Source organism: Haloferax elongans ATCC BAA-1513 (assembly GCF_000336755.1).
Taxonomy (GTDB): domain Archaea; phylum Halobacteriota; class Halobacteria; order Halobacteriales; family Haloferacaceae; genus Haloferax; species Haloferax elongans.
Genome location: NZ_AOLK01000019.1, coordinates 48,043 through 61,172, shown reverse-complemented (window position 1 = coordinate 61,172; position 13,130 = coordinate 48,043). Strand labels below are relative to the sequence as shown.

The following is a 13,130-nucleotide window of genomic DNA, read 5'->3' as shown; positions in this document are numbered from 1 at the left end:
TATCTATGACGGGGCACGCTTACTCCTTCTTCGGGAACTTCGCGACGTACTCGGTCGGGCCGCGGCGCTCGGTCGCGTAGTTTTCGGCGTCGAACGCCGGAACCTCGGCTTGCATCTCGTAAAACAGAGGTTTCGGCTCGTGGTCGTTGACGATGACGAGCGTGTCGCCGCTTTCGAGGTCGTCGAACGCCTCGTGAATCTTCGGGTGTCGTTTCGCGGGCGGAATCTCGCGGACGTCGAGTTTCGTCTCTGTCATGCACTCGTTCGTTTCGGCCCAGACCGTGAGGACATTGCCCCGAATATGTTCAACGAGGAGAGACTCGCGTGCAAGTCACTGCGGCGTGATTGTGACGTGCCACTCATCGTCGGCAATCTGCGACGTCTCGTAGTCGAACCCGCGGGCGTCGAGCACGTCGTAGAGCGGCACGGGTTCGAAGCTATTGACGAGCAGGACGGACTCCTCACCTCCCAACCCGTCGATTGCACTCATAATGTCGCTGAACGGCTCCCCGTCGATTTCTCTGGCGTCGAGGGTTTCTACGGTGTGGTCAGGGTCCATCTTACTCATAGTACACACATCGCAAGCAAGATAACTGTCCGTTGTCCCGATGATGTTCGGAGTAGTTTTCGCGGGAGTCAGGCGTTGTCGGTGTACAACGAGTGCGCGATGACGGCGAATCCGCCGACAGTGAGCGAACTCTCGGCGACGAGGGCGTAGTCGTACGAAAGCGGCGTGAGTTGGTGGACGATGCCCGCGACCAACGAACCGAGGGTGATGAGCGCGAAGCCGACACACAACGACCGGAGCGCGTGCGTCTGTCGGTGTCTGTAGGCGCGGAAAGTCACGAGCGTCACGAGGCCACCGAACAGGAGCGTCGCCGTCTTCATCCCGACGACGAGGGCGGTGAGTCCGTTCATGGTCTGTTCGAGGCCGTGGGACGGTCGCGTGTCTGTCTCGGTCTCGCGGTATCGGGGGCGGGAACCGCCACGTCGACGCTGACGTTCGGCTGCGTTGCACCTGTACGGTCCTGATTCGGGTGTAGATATGGTCTCATAGTTCTGGTCCGCTTTCCCGACGTACCCCCGGCGGGTGCGGGCGTCACGTCTCTAGTCTTCGCTGAGTTCCGACGAAGCACTATGCACTCTGCCGAAGATGTTCGGAACAGTTCTCTCGGCGGGAAAACAGTCGGTGAGCGACGAGCAGTACGTTGCGAGCCACCCGACAGACAAGCTATGAGGTAAATAGAGATATACGGCTCCGTTTAAATACTCAATTGCTGATAGTTTGTTGAGACCGTGCTGAATACAGGCGCAAGTCGGTCAATCCACTGCCCAAGAGATGTTGGTTCCCGCTTATTAATGCTCTCGGCAGGTCATCTCTTTTGATAAATCTCTGACTGGCTCTTCTCCCAGTTGGTCGAATTCCCAGTAGAATTAATTTACCACTACATAGACGCACTTACATGACAGCCAAGCTATTTTTCGGGGGTTTGGGAATCGTCCAAGTTATCGTGGGATGTATCCTTGCATGGGCAAATTTTGGACATCTCATCGGAGGTTTTGGTCTAATTGCCGTTGGAGCGTTGCTTGTAAGTGGCGTGCTGAAAATCCTCTTTGGCTTTGTCTATGAGAGCGTTGTAATCCTTCAGCGAACTATTGGCGGGTCGTTCCTTCTTGAGGGAGTCTACTTCGGCACCGGCTACCAGTGTCTAGTCGAAGTTGGAGTGTACGAGGCTCGGCTATGGGTTTACGTCCTGGCCACACTCTCTGCGTTGATATTGATGGTAGTCGGTATTGGCGTTCTTCGTGACCGGTCGGCGTTCCCGGGCTTCTTCCCGAAGCAATCGTAACTTCCGTTGGTATGTCATCTATAATATCTGTGGATGTGGTCTAGTCTTTGCTGAACTCATCCCTCTGTCTGTCGCACGTCGGCCTTGTCATCTATCGAGACGTTCAACAGAGTCTTCACCCAATGTGTAGAGCGGCCATACCCTTCTTCGACGAGCGACCGGGGAGAGTGGGGAGAGGAGCGTCGGGGGCGCTCACGAACCGCGTATCAGGGCGACGTTACCCGGAACGTCATGCACGACTCGTTCGGTGACTGTTCCGAAGGGTATTCGGGACCCCTCGGTCCGCTCCGAGAGACCGACGCAGACGGTGTCGTACTGACTGGTCGCTTCGACAATCGCCCGACCGATATCGTCGGCGACGACGACCTGGACGTCGTACTCGCCGGGGTCGAGTCCCGCCGCCTCGGCGGCGTCGACGACGACCGACCGCCCCCGTGCCTCGGCGTCCGAGTCGCTCTTCCCTCGGGGGGACTGGACGTTCAGCAGGGTCGGGACGGTCCCGTCAACGGTCGCGAATTCGACCGCCTGATGGGCAACGACCGGCGCGTTGTGGCCAGGGGCGATGAGTGCCACCGGCGTCCCGATGGTCTCGTTTCTGAGGGTGACGAGTGAGAGGTCACAACTCGCGTTCCGAACCACCGGGTCGACCGTCGCGCCGAAGACGTGGCCGTCGCGTTCGAGCGTCCCGTCCCAGCCGAGGATGGCCTCGTCGGCTTCCTCCTCTTCGAGCACGTCGAGTATCGCCTCTCCGACGTCGGGGGCGACAACCGTTCTGGTCCGGAGGGTGACGTCCATCTCGGCCGCGATGTCGTGGGCACTCTCGAGAAGTTCGCGCTGATGCTCGAAGCGGTCGGCCTCTACGTTCTGAAACGGCGAGGGGTGTGCGACCGGCGTGACGTTGACCGCGACGAGTTCGGGCGTCCCCCGGTCCTCGTTGGCGTGCGCGCTGGCCGCCGCCAGACGGAGGAGGCCGCGCTGTGTCTGCGGGTTCGCCACCGGAACGACCACGCGAAACGGCTCGGCTGGTTTCCCCCGAATCGCTTCGCTGAGGAGTCCTTCGCTCACAACGCGCCCCCGTGTATAGGTCGCGTACCAGACGACGCCGAAGGCGACGATGCCCGACCCAATGACGACGACGACAGTCGCCATCTGCGAGACGACGACGAGCGACAGCACCACTCCCAGTACCGGGACGGCCGGGTAGAGCGGTCGTGGGAGCGCGAACGATGGGTCGTAGCCGTCCGGGTCGGCCCGCCGGAAGACGACGAGTGAGATGTGGACGAGCGAGTACGCGACGAGGAAACTGAAGCTCGCTGCCTCTGCAAGCAGCGCGATGATAGTCTCCACTTCGAGGCCGACGAGAATCAACAGCGCCGTCACGCCGCCAGTGGCCGCGATGGCTCGGTGGGGCGTGTAGAACTGCGGGTGGCTCACGTTGAACCAATCGGTCACAACCCCGTCTCTGCCCATGGCGTAGATAACCCGTGAGGCTGCGAGTATCGAGGAGTTCGAGCTCGATATCGCCGCGATGATGGCGGCGAAGACGATTGCGACTACCCCTGCCGGACCCAGGTAGGTGACGGCCACGTCCGAAACCGGGATGGGAGAGTCGCCGAGCGACTCGAAGGGGATTACTCCAGTGCTGACGAGCATGACGAGGACGTAAAGGATGGTCACCAGCACCACCGAGAGAATCATGGACAGCGGGATGATTCGACTGGGATTCTTGATCTCGCCCGCGACGGTGGCGATAATCTCGAAGCCGAGGAACGAGATGAAGACGATGCCAGTCGTGGAGACGACACCACTGGGTCCGAAGGGGGCGAAGGGTTCGAGGTTCCCCGGGTCGATGAAGAACACGCCGACCGCGACGAAGACGAGTATGATGGCAGTCTCGACCCCGATGGTGACGTTCTGGAAGGCGCTTGACTCCTCGGTGCCGTAGTAATTGACCCCGAGGAGGAGGACAAGCCCGACGAGCCCGAGGCCGACGATGAAGACCCGTCCGTCGAGGAACGGAATCGGTTCGACGAGATACTGCCCGAAGCCAATCATGTAGAACGCGCTCGCGAACATCAGCCCCGTCCACATACCCCACCCGACGACGGCACCGAAGAGCCCGCCGAGCGCTCGGTTGACGTAGTGATAGCTCCCGCCAGCGATGGGCATCCCGGTCGCCAGCTCGGAAAGCGAGAGTGCCGCAAGCAGCGCGACGAAGCCAGCGATAGCGTAGGAGACCGAACTTGCGGGACCGGCGGCTTCAGCGGCGATGCCCGGGAGGATGAATATTCCCGCACCGATCATCGTCCCCCCGCCGAGCGTCATCGCCTCGATGAATCCGAGCGTCCGCTCGAGTTCGTTCCCCTCAACGCTCATCTGTCCCTCCTCCAACTCGTAGCGTCTGGGCTCACTCGACATCCCTCACGATGAGCGACGGGACGTCGAGCGCGTCGACGATGGCCGAGAGGACGTCCCCGATGATGCGCTCGCGGAGCGGGGGTTCGGTCTCGCCGAGGACGACGAGGTCGTACGCTGCTCCGAGTTCGACAATGTCGGTCTGTGGGTCACCGCCCTTCGAGAGCTGCCAGTCGACCCTGTCGCGTTCGACTCCGTACTCGACGAGGCGGTCGACGGCACCCATGAGAAGTAACTCTCCTTGGGTTGGGTCGGCGTCCTCTGCGACCGAGTGGAACAGGGTGGCGGTCTCGTTGCCCGCGAGCAGCAGGTCGGCGACGACTGCAAGAATCCGGTCGAGGTTCACGTCCCCGCGAAGAGGGACGAGGACGCGGTCGACGACCGTCGAACGACCAGCCGTCAGCACCGCGTCGCAGTCGTACTCGTCTGCGATGCGGTCGATAGTGGCCTCGCGGTCGTGTGTGAAGACGAGCACCTCGGCGGGATTACCGTGCTCGTCGGCGACTGCGTCCAGTCGGTCGGTGGCTTCGGGACCGTACTGGTCCCTGAGCAGTGCCGGTTCGGCCTGGTCCGGTACCGGGAAGTACCCGAGTAAAACCACCTCGACGGCGCCGAGATGGTCGAGGACGTCGAGAGGTGGCGGCTCCGTCTCCGAGACATCGACCGGAACGAGAATCCTCAGCTCGTCGATGCGTGTCATTATGTCACAAATGTTCCCTCCCGGAGCGTTTCAATCCTTCGCGGGGTTTGCAGGCGTCTCCGAACACCGGAATCAACGATGCTCTGGGGAGTTGCGGCCCGAACCGGCAAACGGGTGACCTAGGTCCTCGTTGAAGGGACGGCCCTGTACTTCCTGCTCTCTCATCACTGAAACGCACTCAGCCGGGTTGCTGAACTCACCCTCTGTCTGTGTCACATACTTCCTGTTAGAACTCGGTGAGATTTCTGCGGTCGTAAATTGAATATGGAGAGTGAAAACTAGCTGACCAATGAAAACACTCTTACTGGTAGCGGTTCACAGGTCCGACGTTATGTCCCTCCACAAACACTTCTATCGAGAGCTGACTGAGGGTGAGCTTCAGCTCGCCACAGCCATTGGGCTCGTGTCGGCACTACTCACCGTTCCACTATCGTGGGGAACAGTAACCGACGAGTCGTTCGTTGCCGGTGGGAGTATCTCTGGTGGGGCGTTCATAATCGCTGGCTTTCTCGTCGGATACCTCTACTATAATCGACCAACGAGCCGACGTCGAGCGAGTACACGAACTGGACTGGCTGCTTCCATCGGCCTCGTCATCGTGTATCTCGCCACCATGCTCTCAACCCTAAGCGTGACTTCACTCAGGGCAGCGCTCTTCACCGTGGTTGGAACTCCCATCGCGATTGTTCTCGGAGTTATCATCGTGGTGTTCGTTGTGCGCTTGGCTGCCTATATTGGTGACCGACTTGCTGCTGTGCGGTCGTGGCGAGCCAAAGTGAAGGATACGACGAGTGAAGACTGGCGAGGAACAAACGACTCGAAATGGTCGAAGTACGTGGCTGCGTACGTCTTACTTTTGCCTGTGACGGCTGGCTATCTCTTTGGACTGAGGCCGCAAAGTGCCGTTGGGTCACTTTTCGGTTTCTTATTGCTGCTGGTCACGTCCGTCATAGCAATACTTCTGCTCGTTGCAGTGTACAAGGATGCAGAACAGCTTCATGAGGATAATTCACCGTGGGTTCCAAACGTTGCTGCGTACGTCGGCGCTCCCGTCGCCGCGTTCATACTCGGGAATTACGCAGCGGAACTTAACACATGGGACGCCCCTGTTGGAGCCCTGAGTTTCCTCGGTGTGTGCTGGCTCGCTGCCCTCATCTATCTCCTTGACCGGCGGCGCTCAGTAAGGACAGCGTAGTATCTCTGATTTTGCGAAAACGCCAGTGATTTGCTAAACCAGCATCGAACTGCTAGCTTCTTTTGGACACTCCGCAGTCACTCTGCGTTGTTCTCACCCGACGCCCGAGCCACAGCCACGACCATCAGCTGTCAGCAAAGAATAGCCACGGTACATCACTGCCTTACATCGGCAAAGGCCCATCTGTACGATGGCTCAGAAATACTCGGCAGACCGTGTTGCAGCGTATCGGGGTGGCAGATGCTGCTGAGTCCGTATTGGGAATCAATAAATCACATGTAGCGATATAAATATCCAAGAAGGTTGCAGTGTCACGTCGGTCAGGATAGTGTGGATAACCATGATTCGTTGCTCGTCTGGCGTGCACAGAGAAGACGACTGATGAGTAGAGCCTACTAGCGACTGCTTAATTTATCGACACAATTTCGGTCCCACCCACTGATGCTTTGCTATGAACTACATCACTCGCCGCAGCACCCTTCGTGCGTGCGGTATCGCCGCTCTCAGTTCACTCGCTGGCTGTTCGACCCTCTCAAGAGGTGGTTCGGACACAGAACTCCCGAGTTACGAGCGACTCGATGTGACTCCCGTGTACGTCGCTGATGGGGCCGACCTCACGACGCCGACAGAAATCGAGACGGTGACCGCAACGAGCAACGCGGACCTCCTCGTCCTTCCCGATGATACAGACACCGACGCCGAACAGGCGGTCGAGTGGCTTATCGAAGACCGAGTGATTGCACTCCTCGGGGAGCGTGCCGAGACAACGTGGCTCTCGTGGGCACAGAGCGATGCGTTCACGGACGTGTTCGGAGCTGAGGGACACGCTGACAGTGAACCAGACCCGTCACTGGTAGTGAGTGCGAAAATCGACCTACGCACGACGACATCCCGCTACTCCTGGGGGAGCGAGCCAAGTAATCGCGACGTACTCAACGCACTTGACGAATCGCTCGTCGCCATCGAAAACAAGTCGTCGGCGGAGTGAGGCAGTTCTGACTGGCCTTCGGTCTGTGTGGTCCCCACACCCAGTCACCTATCGTTACTCATCAACGGCCGAGCGTTCAACAGAGCCGGTCTGCGTTACGAGAGATGCGAGAGCAGTGCCTCAGTTACGGCCTCCCGTTCGAGATGTACGCGCGATATCGTCTCACACCACACGGAACACACGCACAGTATCACGCTTTCCGCGTTCCGCAAGGAGTTGGGCGAGGCCAAGTTCCGAGAAGACCTGCTTCCAGTTTCGGTGATACAGCGGGAAGTCGTCGTTGACGTAGCTCACTTCCGCGCCTTCGCGACCACGCTGGGGACCATTCCCCTCGTTTTCTGCGGTGATGAGTAAGTCAGACGTGATTCGAGTCAACTCCTCGAAGACCCACTCGTCGTCTGGATGGACGTGTTGGAGCGTCTCGACCGAGTAGATAACGTCGAAATGGTCGTCCGGAACGTCGACGACGAAGTCCTCGAGAGCGCTGGCGTGGAACGTACCCGTCTCGGCGAGTTCCGGGAAATACTCGGCCATCACCTCGAAGGACTCGTCGTTGAGGTCGATACCGGTCAGGTTCTCGTAGCCCTGCGCTCGAAGGTGCGCGAGGTGGCGACCGGAGCTACAGCCGAGTTCGAGAATCGAAGCGTTGCTTCCGACGTAGTGGTCGAAGACGGAAGCGAGCGTCTCGCTCACCTCGTTCGCCCCGATTTGGGCGTAGTAGGCGGGCGAAAATTGACCAGAGCGAGTCGCCCAGCCACGGTGATTTTCTTCGGGGTCCATACCGGGGAGAACGGGGGCAGGGTCTAAAGGCTCCGCGGAGTCGGTGTGGAGAGGCTGACGGGCGAGCACGCTGGGAGTACGCTCGCTTGCAGGGCGAGTGTAGAGTATTGTGAACGACCGCACCACCTACGAGCACCCAGTTACGTACGAACACCCAGTCACTTACGAACGCCAGAATCGCCGACTTCGCCTGCGCACGTGGTACAGAGGCCTGCGCGTCGCTCGAAATGTGTCGAACAAACCTGTGCGCCGCATCGTTGGCACTGATACGCCGCTGGTGCCGACTCGCAGTGGTGACAGAGTCCTTGGACGCTCATCTGTCGCTCTCACGTCGAAATTAGGGCTGTCGAGATAAAAACCACCGCGGTGGTCCGGGGCGAGAGGAGTCACTGACGAGCAGGAGTTACACGCGTTCGAGTTCGACCTCGAAGATACTTCCCTCCGGGTCGGCGTCGAAGACGTCGACGGAGCCGCCATACCGGTCGACGAGCGACCCGACGAGGTACAATCCGAGTCCCGTTCCGGGGCTGTCGATTCCCTTCTCACCTTTTCCGAAGATTTCGTCCTTACGACTGTCTGGGATTCCGGGACCGTTGTCCTGAACCCGGATGCTGACGCTGTCGTCGTGAGTCGCCACTGAAACCGTGACGGCCGGGTCGTCCTTGTCGTTGTGCTGGACGGCGTTCCGAAGGAGGTTTCTGAAGACCGATTCCAGCAACTCGTCGGCACACACATCCACGTCGGGCACCGAGCCAGTAATCGACACGCTCGCGTGGTCGTGTGCCGAGTCGACTTCTTGGACCTTCGATTCGAGGGCGTCGGAGAGTGAGACTGCGGTTCGCTCCGCGTCGGTCTGGAGCATCACGTCCGACAAGACGCGTGCAGTCTTCGTGAGTTCCACCGCGTTGTCCGCACTCGTACGGACTTTGTCGAGGTAGGACTGTCCGGCGTCGTCGACGTGGTCTTCCAACATCTCGGCGTACGCGACGACGAGTTGCAGGTCGTTGCGGATGTCGTGACGCACGACCTGATTGAGAATTTCGAGGTCGTCGCGCTGGTTCAGCAACTTCCGCTCTATCTCCTTTCGGTCGGTGATATCGCGGTTGACCGCGACGAACCGTTCGATGTCACCCTCGTCGTCGAGGATGGGTGCGATAGTCTGGTCGACGATAAATCGCTCGCCGTCGCGGCGCTCGTTGACGAGTTCGGCGTGCCAGACTTCGCCCGAGAGAATCGTCTCCCAGAGCCGACGATAGAACTCGTCGTCGTGTTCGCCCGAGTTGAGAATCGCTGGCGTCGCTCCAATCGCTTCTTCGCGGGAGTAGCCGGTAATCTCCTCGAACGCCGGGTTCACGTACTCGATTCGTCCCTGCGTGTCGGTGACGATGAGAGAGTGGCCAGCGTATTCAACCGCCTGCTCGAACGTCCGAAGTTCGAGTTTGTCCTGTTTCCGGTCGGTGATGTCCACTTGAATCGCGGCGAATCCCGATATCTCGTCGTCTCTGACGATGGGTGCGATAGTTTGGTCCGCGACGTACGTCGACCCGTCCTTTCGGCGATTTCGTATCTCGCCCTCCCAGACGCGACCATCGAGAATCGTCTCCCAGAGGTCTTCGAAGAACTCCTCGTCGTGTTCGCCCGAGTCGAGAACGGCGGGTGTCTCCCCGATGACTTCGTCGGCACAGTAGCCAGTGAAAACCTCGAACGCCGGGTTGACGTACGATATCGTTCCATCGGGACCGGTGAAGTATATCGCAACGGTCACAGACTCGACAGCCTCTTCGAACGTCGTGAGGCCATCACCCATTTTTCTTACAAGTCCGCGGCCGTGACGTTCCACCATAATCGGGTATTTCGAACCACCGCTGATGAGTATATCGCTGGTTGTTACAGAATGAAAGAAGCGAACTAGAAGAAGTTGTCAATCAATTTTCAATACACTCGGCCTATTCGAGAATGACCGAGAATCCCCACGTTGCCTCTGTTCGGTCCTCGTCGGACCCGGAGGCTTTCCCGACCGCAATCGTCGTCTCGAAGCGGTACTCTCCGGTGGGGAGACACCCACTTGCTCCCTTCCCCTGTGACGCCCCATACAGGTCGACGCGTTTGGACCGCGATTCGTCAGCATCGAAACGCTCCATTCGGTACTCCTGGGTCACCATCAACGGTTCAGAGAGTCGCCAGCAGCCGGGGGCAGCTGGGTAGTCATTCTCTGCCGGGAGGAACGTGAGGGCACCCGTCTCGTCAGTGACGTGCTCGAAGAAGATTGCCCGTCCCTCACCGGCACTGACCGTCTCGTCGCTCGTGTTGGAGAGCGTAATTTCGACCTGCGGTGGGTGGTCCTGAGTCGCGTCAGCCTCGGTGACCTCGACTGCAGGTTCGAGCGGGATGTCGGGCGCTGAGTCGACGTTCGCGAGCGACATCGTCGATGCGTCGGGCGCGTCTGTATCGGTCGGTTCGTCAGTCGGAGTGTCAGTGTCGTCGGGCATGTCTGTGGTGTCTTCTGGTTGCTCAGTCGTGGTCTCGTTTGGTGTGTCCTCGGTCGTGTCCTCGGAGTCTTCGGTCGGGTCGCTACCACTGCCTCCGCCAGCGTCGCCGAGACAGCCAGTTGCGACGCCGAGACTGATGACGCCAGCGCTTTGGAGGAGTTGTCTTCGAGTCGGGGGCATACATCATCGTTTGACAGGAAGTAAAATAACCGTACGTGAGAGTCAAAAGGCTGTTTCAGTCACACCCAAGGAGGTCGTAGACGGCGCTTCGAGTTACGGTGTTTCGTCGGTTCGGCGTCGACTGCGGTAGTAGTCCCACTCGGTGTCAGACCCGTAGTGGACCACGAGGTCAGTCGCCATCTGTTCAGCGATACCAGGGACGTTTCTGAGGGCGGCGGTATCACGGTTCAACACGACAGCAGCGACCTCGTCAGCAGTCCCGAAGTACTCGTAGAGAGCGCTCGCAACCCGCTGGCCTGCGTTCGGAACGGGGCGGCAGGCAGACCGAATCCGCTCTCGTTCTACTCGTTCGTCGATGCGCTGGACCAACGTCTGAACCCACGAAGCAACAGCGGCGCGGTCGTCAGCAGAGTTCGGCTGGTCGAACTCACGGACCGAGTCGTCGACGATACCACCGAATCGAGCAGACACAGAGACACCGCCGGGATGTGGAAGGACGTGGACACCAGGGTCGTCGCCGGATTCGGTGCCGACGAGTGATGCGGGGACCGCCTTCTCGAAGCGAAGCGCGAAGTTCGCCGGACGGGGTTCACCCGGCGGATAGATGATCCACTCGTCACTCGGGAGGGCGACTCGCTCCGGGAGCCACCCCAACTCGCTCACCGCAGGGCCAGTGTCCGTGTCGGTATTGTCATCTGTCACGCGTGCGCCTCCGGCGTGCCCACCGCGACGGCAGTAACTCGGGCACGGAGTCGTATCCAATCCGTCCGCCCGGGCGGGTATAATACGGGGGGATACGCAGGTGCGACTTCGGGATGTTGCAGAAACATTCGACACCCGGTCGCTCAAGTACGTTGAACACGAACCACCGGTGTATGCCCGTCGTAGAAGTCAACCTGCCGGACGAGTTGTTGGTCGAGTTCGAACAGCTAGTCGACGAAGAGTTCCTAAGCGAAGAACAGGCCGTCGAAGAGCTCCTGTCGATGGGAATGGACGCGTACGGTGCCCCCGTCGACGACGAATCGGCCGTCCAGTCCGACTTCGTCGAGAGCGCACAGAACAACCTCTTCGACACTGCTGGCGACCCCGGTGGTCTGGACGACGACGTCCTGTAACTCGGTGCCAGCCTTCTCTTCGCCTCGATTTTTCTCCGCCGAGCAACAGCGACTCCCGAGTAACTACTAGCGGCTGACGAAGCGGCCACACGTTGGCGACCGACTGGAAAGCGTGTTCACACGCTGAAGATGTGCAACCCGAGGGTCGTGGCTGTGTCGCTCAGACTCACTCGTCCGCGCTCGCCTGCTCTTTGAGCCACGAGACGACGCCGTAGAGGGCGGGTGTTGCCATCGCAGTGCCGAAGATGCCCGCGAGTGCGATACCACCGATGTCAGCCATTCCGGGGTCGTCGAACGGTTCAGCGATTTCCGCGTTACTTCCCGCTTCGTCTTCAGAGGCGACGACGACTGCGCCCTTCATGCCCATCGATTCGTGGGGGACACACACGTACGGGAAGGTGCCCGTCTCGTCGAAGGTGTGTTCGAACGTGTGACCTCCGTCGCCGACGAGTTTTGACTCGAATACACCGTCGGGGTGGACAACGTTGTGAGAGCCGCCACCACCAGTCCAGCGCCAGACGACCGTCGTCCCTTCTGTGACGCGAATCGCCGCAGGACCGAACCCGAACGCGCCGCCGTTGGCTTCGCTCCCGACAGTCACCTCGACGCGAGCGAGGCCGGTCTTGTCGGCGACGCCGTCGTAGTTCGACGTGTTTTCGAACCACGTGTCGAGGTCGGTGGCGGATTCACTGCCTCCAGACTCGGTTTCGGCGTTCGACTCCGACGATGTCGACTCGGCCGCACCGCCGGTTTCGACGTCGCCGACGACGACCGCACCTCGCATTCCCATAGACGTGTGCGGCGTGCAGATGTACTTGTACACGCCCTCAGCGTCGAACGTGTGCTCGAAGGTGTGACCTGCGTCGCCGACCAGTTCACTCCCGAACGAGTCATCGTCGGCAGTCACGTCGTGGACGCCGCCTTCGCCAGTCCACTTCCAGACGACTTTCGTCCCGGGGTCAACTTGGATGGCCGGTGGAGAGAACCCGAACGCCCCACCATTTGCCTGACTTCCGACGGTAACAGTCACTTCGGACGCACCAGTCTTGTCGACGACGCCGTCGTAGTTCGACGTGTTTTCGAACCACGCGTCGAGGTCGGCACCGTCTGCCTGTGCACTCGCAGTCGACGCCGAACCAGTGACGGCTGCGCCAGACAGTGCTGCACAGCCGAGTAGTCGAAGTACGCTCCGTCGCCCCAGTGTTGGATTCGTCGTATCGGATGTCGTCATGGTGAACCACGCCGACTGGTGCGCATCGTGGGCCGCATGGCAGTCGACACGTGAGACGAAGCCCCCCGTACAAAAAACCGGAGAGCGTGATTCCCGTGAGTTGGCTCTAAAACGAACATGTTCGGCCCCGTCGAAATTCGACGGGGGACTACACCAGTGTGCGCCGGTCTACGGCCGAACGCCCGAC

General features: G+C 59.9%; 14 protein-coding genes. 4 read left to right on the top strand and 10 right to left on the bottom strand.

Features of this window, described 5'->3' with window-relative positions; all coding sequences use genetic code 11:
• Positions 1–19 precede the first annotated feature (19 nt).
• The 3 genes from C453_RS11180 to C453_RS11170 all read right to left on the bottom strand — a co-directional run bounded on the left by C453_RS11180 (position 20) and on the right by C453_RS11170 (position 918).
• Entirely contained in the window at positions 20–256 is a 237-nt protein-coding gene (locus tag C453_RS11180) for a DUF2249 domain-containing protein (RefSeq protein WP_008324605.1), read from the bottom strand.
• 75 nt (positions 257–331) lie between these two features.
• On the bottom strand, positions 332–559 hold the full coding sequence (locus tag C453_RS11175; protein WP_008324604.1) for a DUF2249 domain-containing protein: 228 nt from the start codon (positions 557–559) through the stop codon (positions 332–334).
• A 77-nt stretch (positions 560–636) separates the two neighbouring features.
• Positions 637–918, bottom strand: coding sequence for a DUF7521 family protein (locus C453_RS11170; RefSeq protein ID WP_008324603.1), 282 nt, complete (start codon positions 916–918; stop codon positions 637–639).
• A 545-nt stretch (positions 919–1,463) separates the two neighbouring features.
• Here C453_RS11170 and C453_RS11165 point away from each other — a divergent pair.
• Positions 1,464–1,850, top strand: a complete 387-nt coding sequence (locus C453_RS11165; protein ID WP_008324602.1) for a hypothetical protein — start codon at positions 1,464–1,466, stop codon at positions 1,848–1,850.
• A gap of 192 nt (positions 1,851–2,042) precedes the next feature.
• Here C453_RS11165 and C453_RS11160 read toward each other — a convergent pair whose 3' ends face one another.
• Positions 2,043–4,226 (bottom strand): amino acid permease, encoded by a 2,184-nt coding sequence (locus C453_RS11160; RefSeq protein ID WP_241430737.1) that lies wholly within the window; start codon positions 4,224–4,226, stop codon positions 2,043–2,045.
• A 31-nt stretch (positions 4,227–4,257) separates the two neighbouring features.
• Complete coding sequence (locus C453_RS11155) at positions 4,258–4,965, bottom strand: universal stress protein (RefSeq protein ID WP_008324600.1); 708 nt, start codon at positions 4,963–4,965, stop codon at positions 4,258–4,260.
• Positions 4,966–5,296: 331 nt separating this feature from the next.
• Here C453_RS11155 and C453_RS11150 point away from each other — a divergent pair, with 331 nt between their 5' ends.
• Both C453_RS11150 and C453_RS11145 read left to right on the top strand, forming a co-directional pair.
• A complete protein-coding gene (locus C453_RS11150) occupies positions 5,297–6,160 on the top strand; it encodes a DUF5518 domain-containing protein (protein ID WP_008324599.1) in 864 nt (287 codons plus the stop codon).
• Positions 6,161–6,611: 451 nt separating this feature from the next.
• Positions 6,612–7,148, top strand: a complete 537-nt coding sequence (locus C453_RS11145) for a hypothetical protein (RefSeq protein ID WP_008324598.1) — start codon at positions 6,612–6,614, stop codon at positions 7,146–7,148.
• A 162-nt stretch (positions 7,149–7,310) separates the two neighbouring features.
• Here the strand turns inward: C453_RS11145 and C453_RS11140 are convergent, their stop codons facing one another.
• From C453_RS11140 to C453_RS11125, 4 genes are all read right to left on the bottom strand, one after another.
• Positions 7,311–7,928 carry a class I SAM-dependent methyltransferase gene (locus tag C453_RS11140; protein ID WP_008324597.1) on the bottom strand — a complete coding sequence of 206 codons (618 nt, stop codon included), beginning with the start codon at positions 7,926–7,928 and terminating at the stop codon, positions 7,311–7,313.
• 403 nt (positions 7,929–8,331) lie between these two features.
• Positions 8,332–9,735, bottom strand: coding sequence for a PAS domain-containing sensor histidine kinase (locus C453_RS11135; RefSeq protein WP_008324596.1), 1,404 nt, complete (start codon positions 9,733–9,735; stop codon positions 8,332–8,334).
• Between the two features lie 139 nt (positions 9,736–9,874).
• Positions 9,875–10,597 carry a hypothetical protein gene (locus C453_RS11130; RefSeq protein WP_008324595.1) on the bottom strand — a complete coding sequence of 241 codons (723 nt, stop codon included), beginning with the start codon at positions 10,595–10,597 and terminating at the stop codon, positions 9,875–9,877.
• A 93-nt stretch (positions 10,598–10,690) separates the two neighbouring features.
• Positions 10,691–11,299 carry a hypothetical protein gene (locus C453_RS11125; protein WP_049907645.1) on the bottom strand — a complete coding sequence of 203 codons (609 nt, stop codon included), beginning with the start codon at positions 11,297–11,299 and terminating at the stop codon, positions 10,691–10,693.
• Between the two features lie 173 nt (positions 11,300–11,472).
• Here C453_RS11125 and C453_RS11120 point away from each other — a divergent pair, with 173 nt between their 5' ends.
• Positions 11,473–11,712, top strand: a complete 240-nt coding sequence (locus C453_RS11120; RefSeq protein ID WP_007541399.1) for a DUF7120 family protein — start codon at positions 11,473–11,475, stop codon at positions 11,710–11,712.
• A 166-nt stretch (positions 11,713–11,878) separates the two neighbouring features.
• Here C453_RS11120 and C453_RS11115 read toward each other — a convergent pair whose 3' ends face one another.
• A complete protein-coding gene (locus C453_RS11115; protein ID WP_008324592.1) occupies positions 11,879–12,943 on the bottom strand; it encodes a halocyanin domain-containing protein in 1,065 nt (354 codons plus the stop codon).
• Positions 12,944–13,130: the final 187 nt, after the last annotated feature.

Bases quoted from the DNA above. Each gene is read 5' to 3' on its own strand.
- C453_RS11140 (WP_008324597.1), bottom strand. From the start codon at position 7,928: ATGGACCCCGAAGAAAATCACCGTGGCTGGGCGACTCGCTCTGGTCAA.
- C453_RS11165 (WP_008324602.1), top strand. From the start codon at position 1,464: ATGACAGCCAAGCTATTTTTCGGGGGTTTGGGAATCGTCCAAGTTATC.
- C453_RS11145 (WP_008324598.1), top strand. From the start codon at position 6,612: ATGAACTACATCACTCGCCGCAGCACCCTTCGTGCGTGCGGTATCGCC.
- C453_RS11115 (WP_008324592.1), bottom strand. From the start codon at position 12,943: ATGACGACATCCGATACGACGAATCCAACACTGGGGCGACGGAGCGTA.
- C453_RS11155 (WP_008324600.1), bottom strand. From the start codon at position 4,965: ATGACACGCATCGACGAGCTGAGGATTCTCGTTCCGGTCGATGTCTCG.
- C453_RS11180 (WP_008324605.1), bottom strand. From the start codon at position 256: ATGACAGAGACGAAACTCGACGTCCGCGAGATTCCGCCCGCGAAACGA.
- C453_RS11160 (WP_241430737.1), bottom strand. From the start codon at position 4,226: ATGAGCGTTGAGGGGAACGAACTCGAGCGGACGCTCGGATTCATCGAG.
- C453_RS11150 (WP_008324599.1), top strand. From the start codon at position 5,297: ATGTCCCTCCACAAACACTTCTATCGAGAGCTGACTGAGGGTGAGCTT.
- C453_RS11170 (WP_008324603.1), bottom strand. From the start codon at position 918: ATGAACGGACTCACCGCCCTCGTCGTCGGGATGAAGACGGCGACGCTC.
- C453_RS11130 (WP_008324595.1), bottom strand. From the start codon at position 10,597: ATGCCCCCGACTCGAAGACAACTCCTCCAAAGCGCTGGCGTCATCAGT.
- C453_RS11175 (WP_008324604.1), bottom strand. From the start codon at position 559: ATGGACCCTGACCACACCGTAGAAACCCTCGACGCCAGAGAAATCGAC.
- C453_RS11120 (WP_007541399.1), top strand. From the start codon at position 11,473: ATGCCCGTCGTAGAAGTCAACCTGCCGGACGAGTTGTTGGTCGAGTTC.
- C453_RS11135 (WP_008324596.1), bottom strand. From the start codon at position 9,735: ATGGGTGATGGCCTCACGACGTTCGAAGAGGCTGTCGAGTCTGTGACC.